Source organism: Pseudoalteromonas sp. XI10 (assembly GCF_001469895.1).
In the GTDB taxonomy this organism is placed as follows: Bacteria; Pseudomonadota; Gammaproteobacteria; order Enterobacterales; family Alteromonadaceae; genus Pseudoalteromonas.
The window spans coordinates 179,385-202,482 of record NZ_LOPY01000021.1 but is presented as its reverse complement, the minus strand read 5'-3'; the positions used below and the strand labels follow the sequence as shown (position 1 = coordinate 202,482).

The 23,098-nt window shown below is 40.0% G+C and carries 22 protein-coding genes and 1 pseudogene; 15 read left to right on the top strand and 8 right to left on the bottom strand.

All coding sequences use genetic code 11. The features are described 5' to 3' along the window. Window positions 1–51: 51 nt before the first annotated feature. Window positions 52–498, bottom strand: a complete 447-nt coding sequence (locus tag AUR67_RS06005) for a hypothetical protein (RefSeq protein WP_058584553.1) — start codon at window positions 496–498, stop codon at window positions 52–54. A gap of 414 nt (window positions 499–912) precedes the next feature. On the opposite strand from AUR67_RS06005, the gene AUR67_RS21500 reads away from it, so the two are divergent. Continuing rightward, window positions 913–2,397: a flagellin gene (locus AUR67_RS21500; RefSeq protein ID WP_058584552.1), complete on the top strand. Its 1,485-nt coding sequence runs from the start codon at window positions 913–915 to the stop codon at window positions 2,395–2,397. 323 nt (window positions 2,398–2,720) lie between these two features. On the opposite strand, the gene AUR67_RS05995 is transcribed toward AUR67_RS21500, so the two are convergent. From AUR67_RS05995 to AUR67_RS05985, 3 genes are all read right to left on the bottom strand, one after another. Further along, the gene (locus AUR67_RS05995; protein ID WP_058584551.1) at window positions 2,721–2,924 is read right to left on the bottom strand and encodes a hypothetical protein; all 204 of its coding nucleotides are present in this window, start codon (window positions 2,922–2,924) and stop codon (window positions 2,721–2,723) included. 739 nt (window positions 2,925–3,663) lie between these two features. Next, entirely contained in the window at window positions 3,664–4,962 is a 1,299-nt protein-coding gene (locus tag AUR67_RS05990; RefSeq protein ID WP_058584550.1) for a PAS domain-containing methyl-accepting chemotaxis protein, read from the bottom strand. 462 nt (window positions 4,963–5,424) lie between these two features. Beyond that, on the bottom strand, window positions 5,425–5,976 hold the full coding sequence (locus tag AUR67_RS05985; protein WP_058584549.1) for a cytochrome b: 552 nt from the start codon (window positions 5,974–5,976) through the stop codon (window positions 5,425–5,427). Window positions 5,977–6,447: 471 nt separating this feature from the next. Between AUR67_RS05985 and AUR67_RS05980 the strand changes: the two genes are divergently transcribed. From AUR67_RS05980 to AUR67_RS05970, 3 genes are all read left to right on the top strand, one after another. Then, complete coding sequence (locus AUR67_RS05980) at window positions 6,448–6,660, top strand: DUF2061 domain-containing protein (RefSeq protein WP_058584548.1); 213 nt, start codon at window positions 6,448–6,450, stop codon at window positions 6,658–6,660. A gap of 412 nt (window positions 6,661–7,072) precedes the next feature. Continuing rightward, window positions 7,073–8,116 (top strand): flavin reductase family protein, encoded by a 1,044-nt coding sequence (locus AUR67_RS05975; RefSeq protein WP_082665578.1) that lies wholly within the window; start codon window positions 7,073–7,075, stop codon window positions 8,114–8,116. After that, complete coding sequence (locus tag AUR67_RS05970; RefSeq protein ID WP_414858325.1) at window positions 8,113–9,174, top strand: fatty acid desaturase family protein; 1,062 nt, start codon at window positions 8,113–8,115, stop codon at window positions 9,172–9,174. The genes AUR67_RS05975 and AUR67_RS05970 overlap by 4 nt, the downstream gene beginning before the upstream one ends. A 44-nt stretch (window positions 9,175–9,218) precedes the next feature. On the opposite strand, the gene AUR67_RS05965 is transcribed toward AUR67_RS05970, so the two are convergent. Continuing rightward, on the bottom strand, window positions 9,219–9,671 hold the full coding sequence (locus AUR67_RS05965; RefSeq protein WP_058584547.1) for a hypothetical protein: 453 nt from the start codon (window positions 9,669–9,671) through the stop codon (window positions 9,219–9,221). 21 nt (window positions 9,672–9,692) lie between these two features. Then, window positions 9,693–10,049, bottom strand: coding sequence for a winged helix-turn-helix transcriptional regulator (locus AUR67_RS05960; RefSeq protein ID WP_058584546.1), 357 nt, complete (start codon window positions 10,047–10,049; stop codon window positions 9,693–9,695). A 127-nt stretch (window positions 10,050–10,176) separates the two neighbouring features. On the opposite strand from AUR67_RS05960, the gene AUR67_RS05955 reads away from it, so the two are divergent. The 6 genes and pseudogenes from AUR67_RS05955 to AUR67_RS05930 all read left to right on the top strand — a co-directional run bounded on the left by AUR67_RS05955 (window position 10,177) and on the right by AUR67_RS05930 (window position 14,931). After that, window positions 10,177–10,758 carry an NAD(P)H-dependent oxidoreductase gene (locus tag AUR67_RS05955; protein WP_058584545.1) on the top strand — a complete coding sequence of 194 codons (582 nt, stop codon included), beginning with the start codon at window positions 10,177–10,179 and terminating at the stop codon, window positions 10,756–10,758. A 9-nt stretch (window positions 10,759–10,767) separates the two neighbouring features. Then, entirely contained in the window at window positions 10,768–11,316 is a 549-nt protein-coding gene (locus AUR67_RS05950) for a redoxin domain-containing protein (protein ID WP_058584544.1), read from the top strand. Between the two features lie 9 nt (window positions 11,317–11,325). Beyond that, complete coding sequence (locus tag AUR67_RS05945) at window positions 11,326–11,691, top strand: hypothetical protein (RefSeq protein WP_058584543.1); 366 nt, start codon at window positions 11,326–11,328, stop codon at window positions 11,689–11,691. Between the two features lie 12 nt (window positions 11,692–11,703). Then, complete coding sequence (locus AUR67_RS05940; RefSeq protein ID WP_058584542.1) at window positions 11,704–12,906, top strand: low temperature requirement protein A; 1,203 nt, start codon at window positions 11,704–11,706, stop codon at window positions 12,904–12,906. A gap of 270 nt (window positions 12,907–13,176) precedes the next feature. Further along, window positions 13,177–13,986: pseudogene (gene dkgB / locus AUR67_RS21330) on the top strand (2,5-didehydrogluconate reductase DkgB); the annotation flags it as partial. A gap of 60 nt (window positions 13,987–14,046) precedes the next feature. Then, a complete protein-coding gene (locus AUR67_RS05930) occupies window positions 14,047–14,931 on the top strand; it encodes an alcohol dehydrogenase catalytic domain-containing protein (RefSeq protein WP_058584572.1) in 885 nt (294 codons plus the stop codon). Window positions 14,932–14,968: 37 nt separating this feature from the next. On the opposite strand, the gene AUR67_RS05925 is transcribed toward AUR67_RS05930, so the two are convergent. After that, window positions 14,969–15,823 (bottom strand): DUF417 family protein, encoded by an 855-nt coding sequence (locus AUR67_RS05925; protein WP_058584541.1) that lies wholly within the window; start codon window positions 15,821–15,823, stop codon window positions 14,969–14,971. A 264-nt stretch (window positions 15,824–16,087) separates the two neighbouring features. On the opposite strand from AUR67_RS05925, the gene AUR67_RS05920 reads away from it, so the two are divergent. The 5 genes from AUR67_RS05920 (at window position 16,088) to AUR67_RS05900 (ending at window position 19,751) form a co-directional block, all read left to right on the top strand. Next, window positions 16,088–16,918 carry a helix-turn-helix transcriptional regulator gene (locus tag AUR67_RS05920; protein ID WP_058584540.1) on the top strand — a complete coding sequence of 277 codons (831 nt, stop codon included), beginning with the start codon at window positions 16,088–16,090 and terminating at the stop codon, window positions 16,916–16,918. Between the two features lie 26 nt (window positions 16,919–16,944). Continuing rightward, entirely contained in the window at window positions 16,945–17,547 is a 603-nt protein-coding gene (locus AUR67_RS05915) for a LysE family translocator (protein WP_058584539.1), read from the top strand. A 62-nt stretch (window positions 17,548–17,609) separates the two neighbouring features. Next, entirely contained in the window at window positions 17,610–18,317 is a 708-nt protein-coding gene (locus AUR67_RS05910) for a helix-turn-helix domain-containing protein (RefSeq protein WP_058584538.1), read from the top strand. Window positions 18,318–18,415: 98 nt separating this feature from the next. Beyond that, a complete protein-coding gene (locus tag AUR67_RS05905) occupies window positions 18,416–19,336 on the top strand; it encodes a DMT family transporter (RefSeq protein WP_058584537.1) in 921 nt (306 codons plus the stop codon). 1 nt (window position 19,337) lies between these two features. Then, complete coding sequence (locus AUR67_RS05900) at window positions 19,338–19,751, top strand: Rrf2 family transcriptional regulator (RefSeq protein ID WP_054562624.1); 414 nt, start codon at window positions 19,338–19,340, stop codon at window positions 19,749–19,751. Between the two features lie 2 nt (window positions 19,752–19,753). Here AUR67_RS05900 and AUR67_RS05895 read toward each other — a convergent pair whose 3' ends face one another. Beyond that, window positions 19,754–23,062, bottom strand: a complete 3,309-nt coding sequence (locus AUR67_RS05895; protein WP_058584536.1) for an EAL domain-containing protein — start codon at window positions 23,060–23,062, stop codon at window positions 19,754–19,756. Between the last annotated feature and the right edge of the window lie 36 nt (window positions 23,063–23,098).

Below are 23,098 nucleotides of genomic sequence, written 5' to 3'. Positions count from 1 at the left end.
TGAGTTATGGTTAGGCTGCTATTTTTAAATGCAAAAATAGCTTTATTTATCCTATGAATGCGTTTGTTTGATTTGCGATATGGCCTCTTTTATAGAATTTTGAGTACGCTCATTATTAAGCTCTGGCTCGAACTCACGCTCAATTTTTTCCTTAAAGTCATCATAGAAGTCATTCTCTAATTCCGTATCAAATAACTCATCGAAGCGCTCAGGATTTTCGTTGCAAGGTTCCTCATTGTAATCGGAATAATCAAAAGTGCCCTCCTGAATATCTTCGAGCAGAAAAACCATCATTTTATAAAACAACACTTTTACACCACGATAGTTCAGTTGCTTATTGGCATAAACATCTGGCTCGACAATTGACCAAAGCCCCTCAAAATCAGGGTTTTCTTTGTTTAACATTAAATGATTAATTTTATGGTCGTTTTTGAGAATGATACTGCGGATTGAGTCAACTAAAGTTAGAAGATCCTGCGTTGATATATATCTGAACATGATATGCTCCTTTATTTTTATATGAGTTTTAAACCGCTGTTACGGCTTTTAACTAAAAAGGAACGAGGAAGGGGAAATATTAAGAAAGCGAACCCGAAGGTTAGCCAGTTTTAACTTTTTTCGATGATTTCTAACCAGCTCTCTTCAGCGTGACTAAAGAAGATTGTTGGTTTAATTAAAAATATCGCTTCGAACTCCGCTGAAAATAAATGACAGAATTCTTTTATTTGCTCAATGTACAGATGGATAAATTTCTACACGGAAATATCTTAATTTGTGAAACTATTTTTTCTTTTGACCAAAGCTTTTAATAAATATTATAAAATTACCAATTTGGCTTACTTATTGCTTTGTACCTTTCCATTACAAAGGAGTGGCAAAAAATTGTCACAAGGACATATTTAAAGGGACTTTATGCTTTCAGTAGCTAATACTGCTGTGCTTTCTGCGCAAAATACTCTCTCAAAAGTTCAGAATAACGAAAGTACAAGCTTGGAGCGACTCGCTTCAGGCCTTCGTATCAATAGTGCAAAAGACGATGCTGCCGGCTTACAAATATCGTCAAGGTTGACGTCTAAGATTAATGGAAGCCAGCAAGCTATCAGAAATACGTTAGACGGTATATCGGTAACCCAATCGGTTGATGGCGCCCTTGAGAGTGTGATTGATAATCTTCAACGTATGCGAACATTAACAATCGCGGCAGGCAATGGGGCCAATACTGCTATTGATATTGAGGCAATATCGGAAGAGTTTTCGGCGTTACGCGATGAAATTGATAGGGTTGCTAACGACACGACCTTTGGAGGCTCAAATTTACTTAACGGTACCTATGTTGCGGATTTTCAGGTAGGCCAAGACGCGCTTGAAACAATCAGAGTTACTGACTTAAACACCAAAACAGAAAACTTAGGTTCGTATCAATGGGAGCCAAGAGGTATGGAGGTGATCAGTACTTACCCAAGTGGTTTGATCCGCTCTTCTGTTAGGGGTGTAAATTTAGAAACGGCTTTTAACAGTGGGCCACTTGAAGTGAATGGGCAATCGTTTAATGGCCCGTATACTGATATTGATGACTTGATTGATGACATCAACTCAGCCCCGCGTCTTCCTAATCAGTCGCCGTTGGTTGCGCAAAAGTCTGGCACTATCGGTGTTATGGGTCACTTTAACTATAATATGCTTCCCCATGTCTTCCAAGTAAACGGCATAGACGTGCGGTGTGATGATATTCCTGCTTATGATCCGACAATTACTTATCCACCAAACAGCTTAAGAAATAGTGAAAATGGGTATTATTATGCTGAAATAAGAGATCGTATTTCAACGGCTTTAGCCGGGCAAGGTGTAAGGCTCAGTGGCGTAATACCGACTACACAAGGTGATGGCAGTATTAGATTTTCTACAAGTGCAGATACATTGGAACTGCGCAATATGAGCCCGCTGTTCTCTGAAACGGAAGACGGGTTATATACACCGTTAATCGAGTTTAATTCCTTTGGTGACAAGTTCACAACGATGGAATCTGAGCTAGAAGATAACGCCGCATTTCATTTGTACTCAGAAGACAGGATCAAAGCAACGGTTGATACGCTATCACTCGATACAGAAGAGGATAGAGAGCGGTCTTTGGAGATAATCGATATTGCCATCCAGCAAGTCTCTAATCAGCGTAATACCATGGGTGCCACTCAGAATCGATTTGAATCGACTATTCGTAGACAGCAAACAGCAAATACGAATTTGTCTGCCGCAAAACAACGAATTCAAGACGCAGATTTTGCTAAAGAGACGGCAACTTTGACGCAAACTCAAATTATAAAACAAGCGTCTACTTCTATTTTGTCTCAAGCTAATTTAAGGGCTGAAAGTGTGCTTAGTCTGTTAGATAGTATGTAAAGATTTTACCAGTGAAGTATTAAAGGTCTAAAAATTATCGTCCAACATTCTAACGTTGTTGTCAATTGGGCTAGGCCTTGAATTTGTATCTATTTAAATAGTTTTACTATCATTATAAAATGTGAGTTAATTTTTGATCTCACTACCTATCTTTGGGAACAAACGAGCAAATAAAGCTCCTCAAAAAATGTGAGTTAGAGAAAATTACTTTATGCTATATAACATCTAACAGCTTAGCCTTCTTATTGTATTACCATGAAAAAACGTTCAGGAACTAGCTGTACTTATCTCAAAACGCAAACAGCAATATATTTGCTTTATTGTTAATTTCCCACATATTTCTTTCTTGACCAATACCAGCAAAAGACCCAACTTGCAGGAAAGAAAATAAAACTCAAGAGAAAAGTATAAAAACCCACTAAAGCCAAATTATCTGCTTTTCCTTTAGCAAATTTTAATGTTAGAAAAATCATAACTAAAAAATTGATAAAAATTATCTGACCTATACTTGTTAAATTAAAATCCATATTTATATCCTTAATTATCATTCTGTTACTTCGTAATCTAATCTAAATTTTGCTATAAGTTAGTTAGTTTAAAACACTAAACTTTTTACACCTTGTTCGGAATTATATATAGATGCCCACATTTTTTGTTACGTAAGATAGCGAGTTTTGTATACATGCACATTAACCAACGGCTCACGATTGTTGTTCAATTTTGACATCCCGGTATTTATAACACGGAATAATCTTCGGCTCTTTTAACCTAAGTAACTTTAAAATTAAGTGTTGTGATCTCTCTTTCTGCAGACGATATAGAAAACAATTCCTCAGTACCGACAAGCAGAGTAGCAGTGAAAATGATGAAAAACACAATAATAATTCATTTGACCGACAAACACCCAGTTCGTTTTTCATACAAAATTAATGTTGCATTTTTATGTTTTAATATCAGAGAAATAATATATAGATTTACCATGCATCAAAGTAGCTTCACCCTATGAACTCGATTCTTCGACTATTGTGGAGCTCCATTTCTACTCAGCATAGATTAATCGTGCTTTTTTGAAGCTGCTAAGGCAAAGAAGATCATAAAGTTAACTCTCCATTTGCCATAAGTAGCTTAAACCTCCTGTCAGATGCTTTTATCTCATTGATTTATAAGAAAATTAAAATTTTACTTTCAATAAAACCTAGCAAGGCTTTAATCACGCCAAATTCAATAAAGGAGTAGTACACTACTCCTTTATTCGATAACCCTTTACTAAAGATTCGTTTTAAATTGACTGACGGCCTCAACCACCTCTTTAGCACCTTTTTGAATATCATCGATTACACTACCTGCGCTATTAGATAACTCTAATGCATCTTTTGCTTCTACTAGGCTAGATTCAATTTGAGTTACCGCATCTTGTGTTAGTACTTTATTTTCAGTCACGACACCTATTATCTGCTCAGTAGCGGCACTCGTTCTTGAAGCAAGCTGCCTCACTTCATCAGCCACAACAGAGAACCCACGTCCTTGCTCTCCAGCTCTTGCAGCTTCTATTGCAGCATTGAGAGCAAGAAGATTAGTTTGGTCTGCAATACCTTTAATACTATCGACCAAGTCAGCTACTTTAGCTGACTGTACATCTAATTTATTGATACCTTCACTGGCTGTTTCGAGTTTCTTAGACAGGGCGTTCATCGTTATTATTGTTTGCTTTACAACTTCTAATCCGCTTTCTGCATCTGCGTCTGTTTGCTTTGAAATATCGTAAGCAATCTCTGCAGTCTGTGAGATTGCTTGCTCTCTTTTCATTTGTTCTGTAATAACAGTCGCGAACTTAGCAACTTTATATAAATCTCCATTGTCGTCATGAATTGGGTTATATGAGGCTTCAAGCCATACCTCATTACCGTGACTATCAATCCTTTTAAAACGGTCTGAAATAAAGCGCCCTTGCTTCAGCTCAGACCAAAACTGTTTATAAGCACTCGATTCAACTTCATGTGGGTCACAAAACATGCTGTGGTGCTTTCCTAGTATTTGATTTTGAGAGTACCCCATGGCTTTCAAAAAGTTATCGTTAGCATTAAGTATTATGCCATCCAGGCTAAATTCAATCACAGCAGAAGAGCGACTGAGAGCAGTAAGCATATCTTCTTTCTCTCTTGATTGAGATATAGTTCTGGTCAGTTCAGCTGAATACACGGCAAGTTCGCCATTTATTGGTTGTAAAATGCTCCTGAGCCACAGTTCACGACCTGTATTAGTTTGTAATTGTAAGGCGCCGTGCCAATGGTTTAACTTATTTATTGCCGAGAGTAATTTTTGTGTGTGGGGTTTATTAATTGATTTTTTTAGGAGCAAATCATTTAAGTTTTTACCAACTAGATCATTCGCTTGAAGGTCTAGCGCTGCTGCAAATCGCTCATTTACTTCAATGATGGTGCTATTTTTGTTCAGCAGAAAATACAACATCTCTTCTTTGAGATCATGCTTTATATTTTCGTATTCAGCAGCCTGCTCTTTTAAATAAATATTTTCGGATAACAGTTTGCGATTAGTAAACCACATTAGGTATGTTCCTTTGGATTATGAACTCAAGATTTGAGTAATTTTTATCATCATACAAATATAATTGGTTATTAATAGTACATTAAGATGAATGGGTACAAAGAGAGGTTAAAAACCAGGACGTTAACTCAGAACTCCAAACTTTGTTTTAAGCAACACTTTCACACAAGTATAGTTCCGTACCTTATTGACCTAGCGTGATTTACTCGCGCGTTGATAATCTCTGATGAATTGAGGTTTTGATGGATTCATGCGTTGCCAAGTTAGTGTTTGACCCAACACTAACTTGGCTTGCGTGATGGTAACGAATGGTTAGTAACACAGATAAGTTTCATTGCTGTGTTACGAAATACTTAAAGTGAAAATCGAGAAAAAAATGAGTAGCCTCGTTGCGTCATGAGCAAGCCCTGATAAATCCTAGTATGGGATTTCAAGGCTTATCTATGGTGACCTAACTAAACTTTACTTTTTTAAAGGCAACATACGTTTTAAGGTATTATCAGCCAAAATGTAATGATGGAATAATGCAGCTGCGGCGTGCAAGCCTATTAAGTAATAACCTACTTCACCCACAGTCTCGTGTATTTCTTTGATAGTTTTAGCAAGATCTTTATTTTCACTTGCTAATGGAGGTAGCTGTAAGCCAAAAAATGGCACGGGTTTACCAGCCATACTCAATATCAGCCAACCTGCTATTGGCATTGAAATCATGAAGACATAGAGCGCTAGGTGCACAAGTTTGGCTAATGTATTTTGCCACTTTGCAGGCTCAGGTTTTATTGCAGGAGTTGAGCCTGCCAGCACACGCACCACTAACCTTACAACTACTAGAGCTAAAACAGATAAACCCAACATAAAATGCCACATTTTAAAAGCATCGCGTGTTTCCGTGCCTTTATCAAATAACTCTCGCAATTCAATACTGCCAAAAACAGTGACGATTAGAATAAACATAAGCCAGTGCAATAATATCGAGAACGAACTGTAATGAGTCGTTGTATTTTTAATCTTCATAGTGCCCCTTTCGTAAAACGCGTTGAGATAAGTGCTAAATTTATACGTAATATAGACTCACAATTACGCTATCCTTTGAGCGCTCTTGCTATAATGATCTAAAACAAAAAATGAGCTATCTTAAATTATCTTGTTTACTTATTAGCGAAACTTTACTGTACTTGTTTAAACTTAAAATAAACTTAAGTAATTTGATTAAATAAGCTTTCTACTCCTTAATTGCCCTAAAGCCTCGCCATGCATTATCGGTGGCAATACGCAGTTTATTGCCCCAACTGAAATGCATATTTACGAAACTCTCACCATCTACTTCTATTTGAATTCGTAGACTTTGAAATAAAACTTTCTGAACATTACTGTGAAAACAACAATCCAGTTTTTCGATTACAAAAATCTTTTTACTCCATTTTAAAGATTGAAAATAATGAGCAATACTAAACTCATTAAATTTTAAGAGTTAGGGTATTCAAAATGATTAAGACAGTTACTTTTGCAATGATGCACTTCGCAATCGCTTTTACAGTGACTTACTTTTTAACAGGTAGTTTTTTAATTGGTGGCTTGGTTGCTATTGTTGAGCCAGCTGTGAACACTGTTGCGTTTTACTTCCACGAAAAAGTATGGCGTAAAGTTGAGAGTCAGAATCGCTTTAAACAAGACTCAGATGGGATAATGTTTGCTTAAATAACTCGATTGAATTGGCTCACAAACCAACGAATATCCCCATATTACATCTCGAACTTGTAAATTAAGCTTTGCCACTAGAGCCGGTGGCAGAGCTTCAGAGCAAAAAGGCTAAAGCTGTTTTTAATTACTAGCCGAAATTAACGAGCCCTTTTAATACTTCTTGTAAAAGAGCTCAAAATTCCCTTCCCTAGATGCATGGCAATTAAAACTAAACAAAATAAACATATAACCTTGAATTAAATAAAAAAAAGAAAATTAATCCCTTCTTTTTTCATTAAATATAACCCCCTAATAGCAAGGTTAAGCCCTTTCAATTTAGAGCTAATACTCAAATTAGGCTTGCAATTACCATCTTTCAACTTACACTTGTGCGCCAAGTGAGCGTACACTTGTAAGCTAAAGGCGAAAAATGAGAGCGTTATTAAATTCATTATCAAAACATTTATTGCATCATCAGTCATGGGCAGGATACTGGGAGCCGGTGGTTCAGTGCTTTAAACCAGGCTGGCGCGAAGGCTACTTTCGTGCACAAGTAAAACATGTACAGGTGTTTGCTGAACAAAGCATTGAGTTGATTATTGAGCCAGAAAAAGCATGGCCCATTCATCAAGCAGGCCAGCACATTGCGTTAACCATAGAAACGAAAGGACGACTGCTAACGCGCGTGTTTACCATCGCAAGCGAACCACAACTGGCAAGGCAGCAGCGACAAATTCGTTTGTTGATCCGCAGCCAAGAGATCGGCGCATTTACATCAAAGCTAATAAATTTGAGGCCAGGGCAATGGCTTAATATTTCTGAGCCTAAAGGCCAGTTTATTATGCCAAATACCGCGCGCTCTTTAATCATGCTTGCCGGTGGCTCAGGCATTACGCCATTTATAGCCATGCTTAAATCTTTACCTGCAGATAGCAAACACACTATAACCCTGCTTTATTATGCAAAGCCGAACAGCCACTGGCTTAAAGATGAACTTGAGCAACTAAAGCAATCGCTGTGCAATTTTGATTATCACTTACTTGAGCGCAACAAAGATGGTGATGCGACGACATGGCTGACAACAAATGCGCATAAACACTGGTTAGTGTGCGGCCCTGCAGCTTTGTATAAGCAAGCAGCCGCTTTAGCTAAGCAATTAAATACGCCTATAGACAGTGAGCATTTCAGTGCAGCCCCTGCTGTTTTAGCAACCTCTGATAAGCACGAACTAACACTCACTCATCAGGGCAAAACATTCACTATTGATAACCAACAAACCTTACTGTCCCACTTACAAGCGAATAAGCAACCTGTGTCAGTTGGCTGTGGTATGGGGATTTGCCATCAATGCCAATGCGTTAAAAAGCAAGGCATCGTGCGTGATATTCGTACTGGTGAGCTCTCTGATAGCTCAGAGCAGTTAATTCAACTTTGCATATCGCAACCTGTCAGTGACGTGGAGTTATCAGCATGAACACAATAAAAACAGTCAATTTTGAAAAATTAGCAGCTCAACTCGATAGCGTTAAAGCAGATGTAAAATCAAAACTCGGTGAGCAAGATGCAAAATACATTCGCCGCGTTATTGTTTGCCAGCGAGTGTTTGAATGGGGTGGCCGAGTTTTATTAATGCTAGGCTTTATTCAGCCTGTTTTATGGCTCGTGGGCGTGCTTAGTTTAGCCACAGCAAAAATCCTCGATAACATGGAAATTGGCCACAATGTGATGCATGGCCAATACGACTGGATGAATGATAAATATATAAATTCAAAGTCTTACGAGTGGGATATAGCGTGCGATGGGGCTAGCTGGAACCGTGTTCACAACTACGAGCACCACACCTATACCAATATTATTGGTAAAGATCGCGACTTCGGCTATGGATTACTACGCTTATCGAATGACTTTCGTTGGCGGGTGAAAAACCTGTGGCAATTTGTTACTTACCTATTACTCAGTGTGCTGTTCCAATGGGGAGTGTCGTACCATGAAATGGCAGCCGAGCGGGTGTTTTTTGGCAAGAAAAAAGATGACCGCGATTACACGGTGTCTCACAGCGAACTGAAAAAGCGCTTTTTTAGTAAGGGTGCACGCCAGCTAGTGAAAGACTACCTGCTCTTTCCACTGATTGCTGGGCCTTTATTCTTGTTGGTTTTAACGGGTAACCTTGCGGCTAATTTATTACGTAACCTATGGACCTCAACCATTATCTTTTGTGGGCACTTTACCGGTGAAGTTGAAACCTTTAACCAACAAGACTGCGAAAATGAATCACAAGGTCAGTGGTATTACCGCCAAGCGTTAGGCTCATCAAATATCAAAGGGGGTAACCTGTTTCATGTAATGACTGGGCACTTGAGCTATCAAATAGAACATCACTTATTCCCCGATTTACCCGCAAAACGCTACCGCGAAATTGCCCCTAAGGTGCAAGCTATCTTTAAAGAGCACGGTATCCACTACAATACCGGCGGCTTCTTTCGCCAGTACTTCTCTGTTGTAAAACGGATTGTGCGCTACTCTTTTCCGTAATTGATAAACGCCAGTGCATAGCGCTGGCTTTTTTATAAATAATTTTATGGCAAGGAGTTAGCTTCGAGAATCAGTTCGTTAATTTCTAACTGTAATTCATCATCTGCGGCTTGTTCCGCGAAAGTTAAAGCTGTATTGGCAAAGTTTAGCGCTTGGGCCTTATCAGCTTTCTCTAGGTAATTCTCTGCAATCGCAAAATTAATCGACGCTAAATAATCCTCTAGTTCGAGTAACATTGCTAGCTTTAGCGCTTTGAAATAATAGCTAAGTGCAACTTCTGGCTTTTGATAGGTAAAGTCAGCGAGCGTTTCCCATTGAAACGGATGATCAAGCGGTGTGCCTGCAAACTTGTCGCATATTTCTTTTATTTTATTGTACGCCGCCCACTCTTGTTGTTTATTTGGAGCATTAACAATATCAAGCGCAAGTTGATGAATCGCCTCATAATGAGGTGGCTTTTTAATTGATTCAACCTCTCCAAATTGTGCCTTATGCATTCCCTGCCCTCTCTAAGCTAATTAAACCTCATTCGATTCAGACCAAACCCGTAACTCATCGAGTATATGCAGTGCTGAGCGGCCAAAATCAGTAAGCTCATAGGTCACTGCTATCGGGCGCGTGCTAATAACATGACGGGTGATCATCGCTCTACTTTCTAGCTCTTTCAGACGTTGGTCTATCATCTTTTTGCTTGCACCACCCAGCATGCGCGTTAAATCATTAAAGCGCACAGGGCCATCTTTTAAATGATAGATAATAGAGCCCGTCCATTTACCGCCAATCAAACGCATGCCTTTTTCAATAGCACACGGTTCCATGCAAGCATTTAAAACTTTTTTTCTTCCCTTACTGTCTGTTTCTACTGAACTTTCCAAAACAACCTCGCATTTTTCAGCCTAGTTACAAAAAGGTGACTGGTTGATTAAATAACCTAGGTTACTATTATATACCACAGAATATATTTTGAACACGATAAAGTAATTAGCAAACGGATACTCAACTATGAAAAACGTATTAATTCTTAACGCGCATCACTATTACCCTTTTTCTGAAGGTAAGTTAAATGCTGCTTTAATCGAAAAAGCCGACGCTTTTTTTCAAGCAAAAGGCTATCAAACTCGTGTGGTTAACACACAAGACGAATTTGATGTAGAAACTGAACTTGAAAACCATCAATGGGCAGATATCGTCTTTTTACAATCACCAATTAATTGGATGGGCATGACTTGGTCATTCAAAAAATACATGGATGAAGTGTACACCGCGGGCATGGGTGGAGCGCTTTGCCATGGTGATGGTCGCCATCAAGACAATCCAAAAGCCAATTACGGTAAAGGCGGCACCTTAAATAACACTCAATACATGATGTCGCTGACCTTAAATGCACCTGCAGAATCATTTACAGATGCCACTGACTTTTTTGAAGGTAAAAGTGTTGATGACCTTGTTTTCCCAATGCATATGAACTTTAAGTTTTTCGGTATGCAAGGGTTACCTACTTTCGCCTGTTATGACGTGATGAAAAATGCAGACATCGACAGCGACTTTGCGCGCTTTGAAAAACACTTAAACGACAACTTTTAAGGAACACTCATGAGTAACGAATCTGTTTATAGCAATAAACTCCATCCGGGCAGTGCATTTCCTAGTATTAGTGCTGCACTTTTGAATGGTGAAGAGGCTGTTCTTGGTCAACCTCAACACGGTGCAAGCTGGCAGCTTGTGGTTGTTTATCGTGGTAAGCATTGCCCTTTATGTACTCGCTATTTAAACAGCCTCGAGCAGTACAAAGCTGCGCTATTAGAAACGGGTGTTGATGTAATTGCTGTTTCAGGCGATAGCAAAGAGCAGTTAGAAGCGCATTTAGAGCAGTTATCTGTGTCATTTCCACTTGCTTACGGTTTGACTACAGAGCAAATGCAAGCATTAGGTACTTACATATCTGATCCCCGTTCACCGCAAGAAACAGATCACCCTTTCGCAGAGCCTGCACTGTTTGTGGTTAACGAGCAGGGTAATGTACATGTGGTTGATTATTCCAATAACCCATTTGTAAGACCTGATTTAGCAACCTTGGTAAGTGGGCTTAACTGGATACGCGATCCAAAAAATAACTACCCAATTCGCGGTATGCATAAGTAGAGAGTAGCCATGAGCAAATTTACAACTTTGCTGATTGGCTTGGTGAGCATAATGATGTGCTCACCACATGCTTTTTCAGCACAACTCCCCCATGCACATATTGCTTCACCTAATCACTATGAAGTATTGCTAGATAACAGTGAAGTACTTGTTTTGCGTATGACTTTAGCACCAGGTGAGCAAGATAATTGGCACACGCATAATGCCGAAACTGTCTACTTTGAGACAGGTGGTAAGGCAACCATCAGTACAAAAGAGTCACAAACAACACTTGAGATCCCCAATGGCTATGTGATGTGGCATGACGCATGGACTCATCAAGTCAAAAATGAAGGTGAAACCACCATCACTGCAATTATTGTTGAGAGCAAATAGGTAGGAGCAATTATGGCATTAGAAAACCACCCAATGTGGCGCTTACCTAAGCATCACCTAGATTTAAAAAGTTCACATGACCATGTTCATTGGGTTGAATTATTTTATGACCTTATTCATGTGGTAATCATTTTTCTGCTAGGTAATTTTTTAAGCGACCACTTACATTTAAGTGGTTTTCTTACTTTTGCAGGTTTATTCATCACCGTATGGTTCGCCTGGGCTGACTCCAGCGTTTTTAACTCACTCTATGTCAGTACAGATGTAAAACATCGGCTGATCATGGCCTGCCAAATTGTCACCGCCATGATTATGGCAGCCTCTATTCCCCATGTACTTGACAAAGGCTGGACATATTTTGCATTGGCCTATGCAGCTAACCGACTTATTACAGCGTATTTATTTCATCGCACCAATCAATTGGGGGTCGAATCAACTAAATTAGCACGCAGTGTGAGCCGTAACTACTTTGCTCTTGCCATTATCTTTGCTACGACAGCTTTTATGCCTGCACCCTATAGTTATTGGGTATTTGGCACTGCGATTGCCGCTATCCAAGTTTTATATATGGCTCCAAAAATTGGTGTACTTGAAAATAAACGTTTTTTACCACGCCTTGGGCATATGTCTGAGCGCTTTGCCCTTTTACTGCTCATTGTCGTAGGCGAAGGTTTCTTTAAATTGGTGATTACTTTATCAGAAAAAGGAATTTATAAAGTCGACCCCTCTGTACTGGCTAACTTTATGTTTGGCGGTATTGCAGTATTTGTGCAATGCTGGATTTACTTTGACTTTGTTGGCAATGGTAAACCTAAAAACCAACACAAATGGACACTCGTAAGTTGGTGGTTAGCTCACCTATTTTTAATGTTATGTGCAGTTATGGTTGGCGTTGCGCTCGCCGGCGAAGTGAAAGCTGGGTTCTGGCAACCCTACCCTCTTAAATATGGTGTCATTGGCTGCGTAGGGTTAGCAGGCTACTTATTGAGTTTATTGTGGATCCAGCTAATGATCGAGCATCGTGTAGCGCACCGTTTTGCAACAGCCAAAGTAAGAATGTTTGGCGTTATACTCGCTTTAGTTACTATTCCTATTTTACCCCATGTACCTTCGCTCATTGGCAACATACTTTGGGGCACTGCACTGATTTCACAAATTGCCTACCCAGTCACTCGCGCATACTTTACCCTTTCAAAAGAAGAAGCTAATTCATAACAATTAAAACACCTTTGCAAAAACGACAAAGGTGTTTTGTTACCCCTGCTGTTTTTCGCAAAAACTTTCCTAGCAATAATATCGCTGTTCAATCGCCCCTCTTTAGGGGTTGAAACAAGCGTTAACGGACTCATCTCAGAACTAAAGGCAATGAAAAATGCCGGTGTGAATCACATTGGCCTGCACTTTAGACGTAACGAATTACCCATCGAATGGGCATTAAAGCACATCGGCGAACATGTTTTGCCCAAGTTCCATAATTAAGGAGTTATGATGCCACGATCAATTATGCCAAAACTGGGTTTTGGTACATTTAGATTACAAGACGAAGTTGCATATCAAAGTGTGCTAACAGCTATTGAAGAGGGCTTTAGACACATCGACACCGCGCAAATTTACGCTAACGAAGAAGCTGTTGGCCGAGCGATTAAAGACAGTGGTGTTGCACGTGGTGAGTTATTTATCACCACCAAAGTATGGAATGATAAGTTAAATAAAACGGACTTTATTAACAGCGTAAAAGAGAGCCTGACTAAACTACAACTAGATCACGTCGACCTACTGCTTATTCATTGGCCAAGCCCAGCCAATGGCGAAAGCATGGATGAGTATTTAACCGAGTTACAATCAGCAAAAGAGCTTGGTTTAACGAAAGAAATTGGTGTTTCAAACTTTACCATTGCACAAATGGAAGAAGCCTTAAGTATTTTGCCAAAAGGCGCGTTATTTACCAATCAAGTTGAAGTTCACCCCTACCTAACCAACCAAAAAATACGTGATTTTTGTGCGCAAAACGACATTCTCGTTACCGGCTATATGCCATTTGCGGTAGGTAAAGTACTTAAAGATCCAACCATTAAAGCAATTGCAGACAAACACCAAGTGAGCACCGCTGAAGTAGTCATTGCTTGGGAATTAGCTCATGACATGGTGACGATACCGTCATCGACCAAACGCAAAAATATGGCTACCAACTTAAAAGCCCTTTCGCTTAGCTTAAGCCAAGACGAGATTAATCAAATTGATGCCCTTAGTTGCGGCGACAGGCAAGCAAACCCGGATTTTGCTCCTGAATGGGATCATGATGAAGTAAAAACAACTCACGCTTGGCAATTTCAAGGTGCTGATAAAGCACTCGCTTTGGGATTAAAAGCTGTACCAGCACTTAAAGCAGGGCAAATTTTAGTCCGAAATCTAGCGGTTGGCATCAATCCAGTTGATTGGAAGTTTATTCAAGCTGATCCTATTAATTGGGCAGATACACACACACCTGGCGTAGACGGTGCTGGGGTTGTTGAGCAGGTAGGCGATGGTGTCGATAGCAAACTAATCGGTAAAACAGTCGCTTATCATCATAGCTTGACCGAAAACGGCAGTTTTGCTAAACACACGGTGCTTTATGCAGAACGTGTTATGCAGGTACCAAAAGAGTTAGCTGCTAATGTTGCTGCTGCATTGCCTTGCCCACTGCTTACTGCATGGCAAGCTTTTAGTAAAATACCATTACGCAAAGACGAAAAAGTATTAGTAACCGGCATGGGAGCTGTTAATAAACTGCTGACGCAAATGCTGAATCACAGTGGTTTTGAAGTACATGCTTTATCAAAAAGCCTAACGACAGAGCAAGCCGAAAAGCTTGGTGTTAAGTTAGTTTTGCGCGACGCACCATCTGAAGGTGGCTACTTTGCACTCTTTGATGCTAATGGTCCTGAAGAAGCTAAAAAGTTAGTGCCACTCCTACAAGCAAATGGCCATGTGATAAGTATTTTAGGACGTATTGAAACACCAGTCGATGAGCCATTCACGCGCACTATTTCTTATCACGAAATTGCCCTTGGTGCATTACACGATTATGGTGATACACAGCAATGGCAACGTCTTGTAAATGATGGCGAAAAGCTCCTTAATGACATTGCTTCGGGTACTTTAAATGTTGAAGAACCCACTGACTTTGAATTTAACAATCTCAATGATGCCCTTGAGTTTTCTAAAGTGCAAAAGCAAAAAGCCGTTGTAGTTGTTTAGTTATCATATAAAAGGCCTCTTTTGAGGCCTTTTTATTTTATTCTGCTGTTTCTTTAGGTGTATTGTTGAATACAGCTAGATGATAAATAATCACTAAATTCGCTATAAACCATAGATCTTTAATTACAAACTGACCTAATCGCTCAAACACTGTAACGCTGCTAAGCGCATTAGGTGCGGTAATTAAAAAAGTTTGGGTCATGATAAATACCGAGCAACAGGCTAGCCCTGCAAGTAAAATAAGTTTCGCATTTCTGATATACAAGCCAACACCTAACAGCGCCACACTCAAAATATCAAATACGCCAATCGCATTTGATGCCCCCTGCACACTAAAAACCTGATACAACCACGACATAAACGGCGATGTTTCTACAAGGCTAACAATCGCATTTGCTTCAAAAGCAAAAAACTTCATGGCGCCAATCCAAACCAACACTAATGCCACCGATGCATAATTTAAAGCAATATGCGCTTTATCACTTAAAGCCTCTTTGTAAAACACAAATAAAAACAGTGGAATAACAGCAAAATACTTAATGATCCCCTGCCCTGAACCAATCACAGGAAAGCCTCCTTCACTTGCAAGCCAACGATTAGCGCCAAACAGCGTAATCAAACAAAGCATTGATATAGCAAATGCAGTGATGGTCGGAAGCGCCCTATTAATAAACCCCAAATGTGAATGAAGGCTGGTAATGCCAACAAAGCAAAATGCAAAGCCTGCAATCATACTCATGATGTGAGCTGGCACCTGAGCGTCTAATTTATAGAACGAAAAAATACTGCCAATGGCATTGGGGTTTGCTCCTAAGATAAAAGACAAACCTAATAACGAAAAACTGATGGTGATAAGTGCAATCACTAAATTATTTGATGTACGTAAATTCATTTAAACCCCTCTCTACTGCTTGTTTAAAAGACCTTAGTTAGGGTTAAAAACATTCATAATTAAATAAAATATAAGAAAAGTCTGAGTATTACTTTATCTAGGCAACTGAAAAACAACTAAAATAATCGCTGCTATTTACCGTTAACTAGGCAAAAATAAATCTCTTTTATTCAATATCAGCAATTTTGTTCAAGTTTTTAGGTTGCCTGCTTCGCTATATTGGCGTAGGAATAATAACGAAGCGCACAACCTTCAGGAGCATCTGTGAGCAAAGACAATCACTTTAAGTACATTAACAACGAACAGCATCAGAGCATCTCAATGTTGACTGCGACTATGAGTGATTTTACCTATGCAAAGCATGCTCACGAAGAGTATTCAATTGGCATTACTCTACAGGGGCGGCAAGATTTCTTTTGTCGTAATGCGTTTTATAAAAGCGTACCTGGCAATGTTATTTTGTTTAACCCTGAAGATATTCACGATGGTCACTCTGGCACTGAGCAAAACCTAGAGTATCTAATGCTGTATATTCATCCCGATGAATTTCAGCCTTTGTTCAAAGCGCTAGGATATCAGCAAGATTGCACATTACGCATGGCAAACACCTTATATGCTGATCCATTACTGCGTAATCAAGTGATTCACTTATCAAGGCTTTTACAAACCAATAGCACGAGCAAAATAGAGCGAGATGCTGCACTACTGCAAATGGCGCAATCTTTAGTAAGGCTCAACGGTAGCCTTGATTTGCCGGCTTTAAGCACCCGAGTTGATAGCTTACTACTGCGCGCAAAAGACTACATTTTGGCAAATATCGACAATGACATTTCTATTGATGACATTGCCCATGCTGCCACTATGTCGAAGTATCATTTTATCCGCCGCTTTCGAGAGCACTTCGGTATTACTCCACATCAATATGTTTTGAACTGTCGTATTAATTATGCCCGTAGAGCGTTACAAGTTGGCCGCGATGCCACCAGCGTGGCGGTTGAATCTGGCTTTGCAGATGCCAGCCACCTCAATCGTAACTTCAAACGGGTATTCGGAATGACACCAAAACAATTTCAACTGCAATGGGCTCGAAGATAGAGCTAAGTTACTGATTTGGAGCTGTTATGGCAGATATTTTTGCATATGCTATTGGCATTATGTACACCCCTGGGCCAATCAATTTACTCGGCTTAAGTAGTGGCTTAAATAAACAAACTCGTTCACACCTTGGATTTTTTATTGGCGTGGGTAGCGCGATGTTTATCTTATTTGTACTGCTTGGCTACCTTGGCTTACAAGTGATCAACCCGCAGTTTTTACCTTATGTGAGCTTAATTGGTTGCGGCTATATTCTGTATATTGCTTGGAAGGTCGCCAAAGCAAAAGTACAGGTAAATGATGCATCAGCTGATGCATCATTAAGCTTTTTCGATGGCCTCTTTATGCAGCTATTAAATCCAAAAGCCTTGGTGGCCACTTTACCTATTGCTACGATTCAGTTCCCAAGCGTGAATATTACCGGCGCTGCAATCGTATTTTGGTCTCTTATTTTAGCAATCCTTGCCTTTGGTGCTCCTACAAGTTACTCGTTTGCGGGCTTAATGCTTGGCAAACAAGTATCACGGCCGGGTGTTTTTAATGTGTTTAATAAACTGATGGCTATTTTGTTGGTTTATGTCGCGCTAATGATTGCCTACGAACATGTGCTAACACCGTTATTGGCCTAAAATTGATCATCCCTCGCAAACAGGCATAATAGCCTTATTCAGCAAACGGTTATCGCAAAATTATGCAAGGCAATCTATCTATTCGTTCTTACAGTACTAAGCCTGTTAGTCATAGCCATGACTATCATCAACTTGTACTGCCCTTAAAAGGTGTGATAGCCATTAGTGTCGGTGATTTTCAAGGTAAAGTTGCCCCGGGTGAATGCGTGGTTGTTAAAACCTCGCAAACGCACCTTTTTACCGCAATGCCAGAGGCGCGATTTGTGGTGGCCGATATGCCAAAGCTACCTGATAATCTGGCCACTGCTGAGCGCTGCGTGTTTGCAATTAATCAATCACTTTGGGCATTTTTGCAGTTTGTGGCAAAGCAACTTGAACAAGCGGTTAATAATGAGTTAGAACTTGCCATGTTTAACACCTTCGATTTGCTGCTAGCTGAGCAAATTATGCAGCCTAAGGTCGACAGCCGAATTAGCGAGGCACTGCTTTATATTGACAGTCACTTAGGTACTCCTCTTCACATCAAACACCTTGCCAGCATTGCCTGTTTAAGCCCAACGCAATTTAAGCTGCTGTTTAAGCAACAAACCGGATTGACTGTCATGAACTATGTAACCAAACAGCGAATGGAAAAAGCCCAAGCCTTACTCAGTCATACCGACTATCCGTTACAACGTATTAGTGAGTTAGTTGGTTACAATGAGCTTTCATCTTTTAGCCGCAGTTTTTCAAAGTACTTTGGTTTATCACCAAGTAAATTCAAAAAATAACTTTAGTTTTTAACGCCAACAAAACCGTCCTTTTTGTCAAAAATTGCACATCAATTTTGATTATGCTTTTGATATCTTAAATTTAAAGCGAATCATCAATGAACCATACCATCGCGACCATTGCCGTTTTAGTTGCCAGTGTGTTTTGGGGCACAACTGGTACAGCCGCAAGTTTTGCACCAGACATTAGCCCTTTTGCAATAGGTGCGTTTGCGATCGGATTTGGCGGGGTATTACTTTGCCTAACCTCACTAACTCAGCTAATAAACAATGCCAGTACACTGCGTAAGCACTACCGCCTAACCCTACTAGGCTCAGCCTGTGTGGCTATTTATCCGCTGGCATTTTATACCTCTATGAATAGTGCTGGTGTGGCAATTGGCACTGTTGTTTCGATTGCCAGCGCCCCTTTATTTACCGTCTTATTGGAATACTTAATTGAGAAAAGGCCTGTTGCAACTCGCTGGCTAGTCAGCTTTTGCTTTGGTGCAGTAGGCATTGGCTTAATCGCGTTAGGCAAAGACTCACACTCTGCTGCTAAGGGGCTGTTTAGCCAAAACATCGGCATTTTACTTGGCTTAATTGCAGGGCTTACCTATGCGGGCTATTCATGGGTTGCCAAACGTTTAATTAGCAACGGCGTTCATTCAAGAGCGACTATGGCGAGCCTATTTGGCGGCGCTGCATGTGTACTCTTGCCTTCGTTATTGATCACTGGAGATACGCTTTTTGCCACAGTTACCAATACCAGCGTGGCGCTTTACATGGCCATAGTACCGATGTTTTTAGGTTATTGGCTATTTAGTATTGGCTTAAAAACCATAGCGGCTAGCCAAGCCGTGCTCATCACTTTACTTGAGCCTATTATCGCCACCGTACTGGCTATTGTGATTTTAAATGAGCAATTTCAGCAAATTGGCTGGCTTGGAATTGGTTTAGTGAGCGTTAGTTTGGCAATTCAAACGGTCAATATTAAGCAGTTCGTGATACACTGCAAAAAACGCATATTGACGATTTGAGATGAGAAAAGACAGCCGACTATCACGGGTTTTACATGTGCTGATCCATTTAAACAGTTACAGCCACCCTGTTACATCAGAGACATTAGCAAACATGTTAATGACCAACCCTGTGGTTGTGCGCCGTACTATGGCGTTACTGCGCCAAGCAGGTTATGTATCGGCAATCAAAGGTCACAATGGCGGCTGGCTACTGGCCACTCCCTTAACAGACATCACTTTATTTGATATTCACCAAGCGCTTGGCGAAAAGAACCTGTTTGTAATTGGTCTAACCGATGAGCACAGCAACTGCCCTATCGAGCATGCAGTGAACAGCGCCCTGCAAAATGCGATGGATGACGCAGAAGCACTGTTATTAAAACGTTTTGCTGAAGTGTCGCTTGCAGAGCTTGCCAGTCAATTTAAAAAGTAGGCTTACCTTGAAAAACTTGGTGACTCCACAAACTCATACAACACTGTAATTGGTAGTGGTTTACTGAAGTAATAGCCTTGTACTTGAGAACACTCAAGCTCTTTCAGTATGTTCAGCTGCTGCTCGCTTTCAACGCCTTCAGCAATTGACTCCATATTTAACGCGCTGGCTAAATCAATCATGGCTTTAACAATTGCCTTATCAGCCTCGCTGGGGTTTTCTAAGTCATCAATAAATGACTTGTCGATTTTTAGCTTATCAAGAGCAAAGTCTTTTAAGTAATTCATTGATGAGTAGCCTGTGCCAAAGTCATCAATCGACATTTTAAAACCGGCTTCGCGTAGTTTTGTAATCGTACTTAAAGCAAACTGAGGGTTACCAATGGCAATAGTTTCCGTTAATTCAAGTTCAATACATTCAGGCTCTATGGAGTAAGTTTGCAATACCGATATTAAATCGCCAAGCAGCTGCTTTTTAACAAACTTCGTGGCAGATAAATTTATTGCAAAGGTCATTGCTGGCATGTTGTCATCTTGCCACTGGCGAATTGTTTTAACGGTATTTTCGAATACCCAGTCATCAATTTCGCTAATGCGGCCACTGCTTTCAGCAATGGGAATAAACTCAGCAGGTGATACATTGCCTAATGTTTCGCTGTGCCAACGTATTAATACTTCAACAGCCACCACAGCGCCTGATGCAATATCTATTTGTGGTTGAAAGACTAAATAAAGCTCATTATTTTCAAGGGCATAATTAAGGGCATTGATGATTTGTAATTGCCTAAGCCCAGATTTATTCATTTCTTCGGCGTAGAATAACGCATTGTTTCTACCCTGCCGTTTAACCTCAAACATCGCTGACTCAGCCATCTGCAATAGCGGCTCAAACCCTTTACCATCAATTGGAAACAGAGAAACCCCGACCGATGCTGTAACAACAATGAGTTCATCATTAATCGTCAGCGGCTCACTGATCACTTTTAATAAATCGTGAGTACTTTTATTTATAGCACCGGTGGAAGTATAAGGTGTGATAAATGCAAAGCGGTCACCTTGTAGCCGTGCGACCATAATCTGCTCACCCATAAAGTTACAAATTCGAGCACTCAAGCTTTGTAATACAAGGTTGCAACTTGCCATACCCAATGCTTTATTGAGAATTTTAAAGTTGTCTAAACCAATTAAAATAAAGGCTGCCTTTGCATCAGCTTGAAGCTTAATGGTTTGTTCAAATTCCATCTGTAACTTGTCTTGGTTTGCAAGCCCCGTTAGCTGATCAAAATAAGAAAGTTGATGTATAAGGGTTTCACTTTCGACTTCTTTGGTCACATCATGCTGAAACGAAATGTAGTTACTCACCTTCCCTTGCCGATCCTTTAATGGGTAAATGGTAGTTTGCTCGACAATCACTTTACCGTGCTTGGTCATGTTAACCAAAGCACCCACCCAGGCTTTTCGATTTTTTAAGTGCTCCCACATTGTTTGATAAACAGCTGGTTCAGTTTGACCTGCACTGATTTTATGCGGGCTCTGACCTATTAGTTCATCATACTCGTACTGACACATATCGAGGTAAGCACGATTCATATACTCAATTCTTGCATCTGTATTGGTAAACATAATGGGGTGTGGATTTTGCTCAACCGCTTGAGACAATATGTGCATGCGTTTGTTTAGAGTAATTTTATGAAACCATTGCCACACTGACTCGGCCCAAACTGTTAGCATGTTTTTATCTTGCACACTAAACACCTTGATTTGATGCTGCAAAATAATGGCCATGTGGCACTGACTATGGCGTATCACGGGCACCACTAACAATGAGTTAGAGTCGCTAGGTAACCCGTATTCTTTTGCATGTTTCCGGTTAATAATGACAGCTTGCCCACCCGCAATTTTGCCTTGTAACTTTTCAGTACACACATCAAAAACATTACCTTTCTGGGCTCGATAATCATGTTGCTTTTGTTCGTTACAAATAAACAAAGCTGCGCCATCGCAATTGGTAATTTCGAGGGCTTGATTAACAGCATAATTCAACAACACATCTTGATCGTCTTGAAACGAAATTTCGGTTAGCTGTAATAACCCCCGATTAAATTTACTTTGCTGAGCAAGTGCCGCCATACGCCCAACTTTATCTGACACATCGCGGGCGTTCACTAAATACGTTGGCCCATCATTATCGTGCTCGAACAAGGTAACCGAAAATTCAAAATGAATAACCCAACCATTTACGCTAATGGGTAAGGTATTGACCAAACAAACACCTGATTTTTTTGCCTCCATTAGCGTACGCATAAAATCTTGCGCATCAGGTTTTTCAAACATACTACTAATATTTTGCCCAACCATCGCTTTAGTAAAGACATGGCTATCGGAGTTATCACTGAAGACTTCGCGAAAAGTACCGTCTTTTTCTAGCTCAAACACAGAGTCTGGCAGTGCAGTAAGTGTTGCTTTTAACTGATTAGAGGAGTTATCTAGTGCTGCATACGGTTTAGTGACGGTTTCAACAAAGAGGATTTTATACAGTAAAAAGTAGGTGAGCCCTTTATATACATGCCCAAAAAAATTAAAGGTGTTAGTGGTGTGCGACGCATCATTAAACACCACAAAACAGGCCTCACTTAAAATAGCTAACAGGCAAACTAATGTTTTACCTGCAATATTTAAATTTGTTCTGGGCTTACGAAGTTGTGTCGCAAACATCAAAACAGCGGCACTGTAAAGCGCTAAAACAAGTAGATCAATTAAAAACTTAATATGGCTATCACCGACTCCTTCTATGTATATGTCTGGCAGTAAACCTGGAAAATAAAAAAGAGAGCTTGCAATAAACAAACTAAAAAGCAGTAAAGAGGTAAGTAAGGCACGCGCATTTAACGGTTTATATTTAACCCAAATCCCTGCTGCAATAATTAAAAAAGCAGCTCCATTAAATAACCGAGCAATGAGCCAAAAACTTAACACCAAGTTCATGTCTGCATTGCCTTCATGCATGCTGTCATAAGCTAAAAAGTGCAATGAATCAAAAATGGCAACGCACAACATGGTGCAAGAAAGTAATAAAAGTTTGTAGTTATTCGAGAAGTGCCAGGTATTCCAACCAATTGCAAAAATTAAAAACGAGATCACAACTGAGAACAATTCGACGCTCGTATGCATTGCTACATAAAAAGGAATAGCAGCAATAAGCCCTAATCGCTCAAGTAATAAGACAACAGCCAGCAGCAATACCCCTACCGCAACATAAGGTACTGTGTGTAAAAGCTCTTTATGATGTGATGGATGAACAACGTATTTCACTATAGTTTTTGACTATGTTTAATTATTACCCTTAGA

What these genes read in the sequence shown, in the direction of transcription:
- AUR67_RS05995 (WP_058584551.1), bottom strand. Translation starts at nt 2,924, where the DNA reads ATGGATTTTAATTTAACAAGTATAGGTCAGATAATTTTTATCAATTTT.
- AUR67_RS05955 (WP_058584545.1), top strand. Translation starts at nt 10,177, where the DNA reads ATGAAAAACGTATTAATTCTTAACGCGCATCACTATTACCCTTTTTCT.
- AUR67_RS05940 (WP_058584542.1), top strand. Translation starts at nt 11,704, where the DNA reads ATGGCATTAGAAAACCACCCAATGTGGCGCTTACCTAAGCATCACCTA.
- AUR67_RS05975 (WP_082665578.1), top strand. Translation starts at nt 7,073, where the DNA reads ATGAGAGCGTTATTAAATTCATTATCAAAACATTTATTGCATCATCAG.
- AUR67_RS05900 (WP_054562624.1), top strand. Translation starts at nt 19,338, where the DNA reads ATGAGAAAAGACAGCCGACTATCACGGGTTTTACATGTGCTGATCCAT.
- AUR67_RS05965 (WP_058584547.1), bottom strand. Translation starts at nt 9,671, where the DNA reads ATGCATAAGGCACAATTTGGAGAGGTTGAATCAATTAAAAAGCCACCT.
- AUR67_RS06005 (WP_058584553.1), bottom strand. Translation starts at nt 498, where the DNA reads ATGTTCAGATATATATCAACGCAGGATCTTCTAACTTTAGTTGACTCA.
- AUR67_RS21500 (WP_058584552.1), top strand. Translation starts at nt 913, where the DNA reads ATGCTTTCAGTAGCTAATACTGCTGTGCTTTCTGCGCAAAATACTCTC.
- AUR67_RS05985 (WP_058584549.1), bottom strand. Translation starts at nt 5,976, where the DNA reads ATGAAGATTAAAAATACAACGACTCATTACAGTTCGTTCTCGATATTA.
- AUR67_RS05945 (WP_058584543.1), top strand. Translation starts at nt 11,326, where the DNA reads ATGAGCAAATTTACAACTTTGCTGATTGGCTTGGTGAGCATAATGATG.
- AUR67_RS05910 (WP_058584538.1), top strand. Translation starts at nt 17,610, where the DNA reads ATGCAAGGCAATCTATCTATTCGTTCTTACAGTACTAAGCCTGTTAGT.
- AUR67_RS05990 (WP_058584550.1), bottom strand. Translation starts at nt 4,962, where the DNA reads ATGTGGTTTACTAATCGCAAACTGTTATCCGAAAATATTTATTTAAAA.
- AUR67_RS05970 (WP_414858325.1), top strand. Translation starts at nt 8,113, where the DNA reads ATGAACACAATAAAAACAGTCAATTTTGAAAAATTAGCAGCTCAACTC.
- AUR67_RS05905 (WP_058584537.1), top strand. Translation starts at nt 18,416, where the DNA reads ATGAACCATACCATCGCGACCATTGCCGTTTTAGTTGCCAGTGTGTTT.
- AUR67_RS05950 (WP_058584544.1), top strand. Translation starts at nt 10,768, where the DNA reads ATGAGTAACGAATCTGTTTATAGCAATAAACTCCATCCGGGCAGTGCA.
- AUR67_RS05925 (WP_058584541.1), bottom strand. Translation starts at nt 15,823, where the DNA reads ATGAATTTACGTACATCAAATAATTTAGTGATTGCACTTATCACCATC.
- AUR67_RS05980 (WP_058584548.1), top strand. Translation starts at nt 6,448, where the DNA reads ATGATTAAGACAGTTACTTTTGCAATGATGCACTTCGCAATCGCTTTT.
- AUR67_RS05915 (WP_058584539.1), top strand. Translation starts at nt 16,945, where the DNA reads ATGGCAGATATTTTTGCATATGCTATTGGCATTATGTACACCCCTGGG.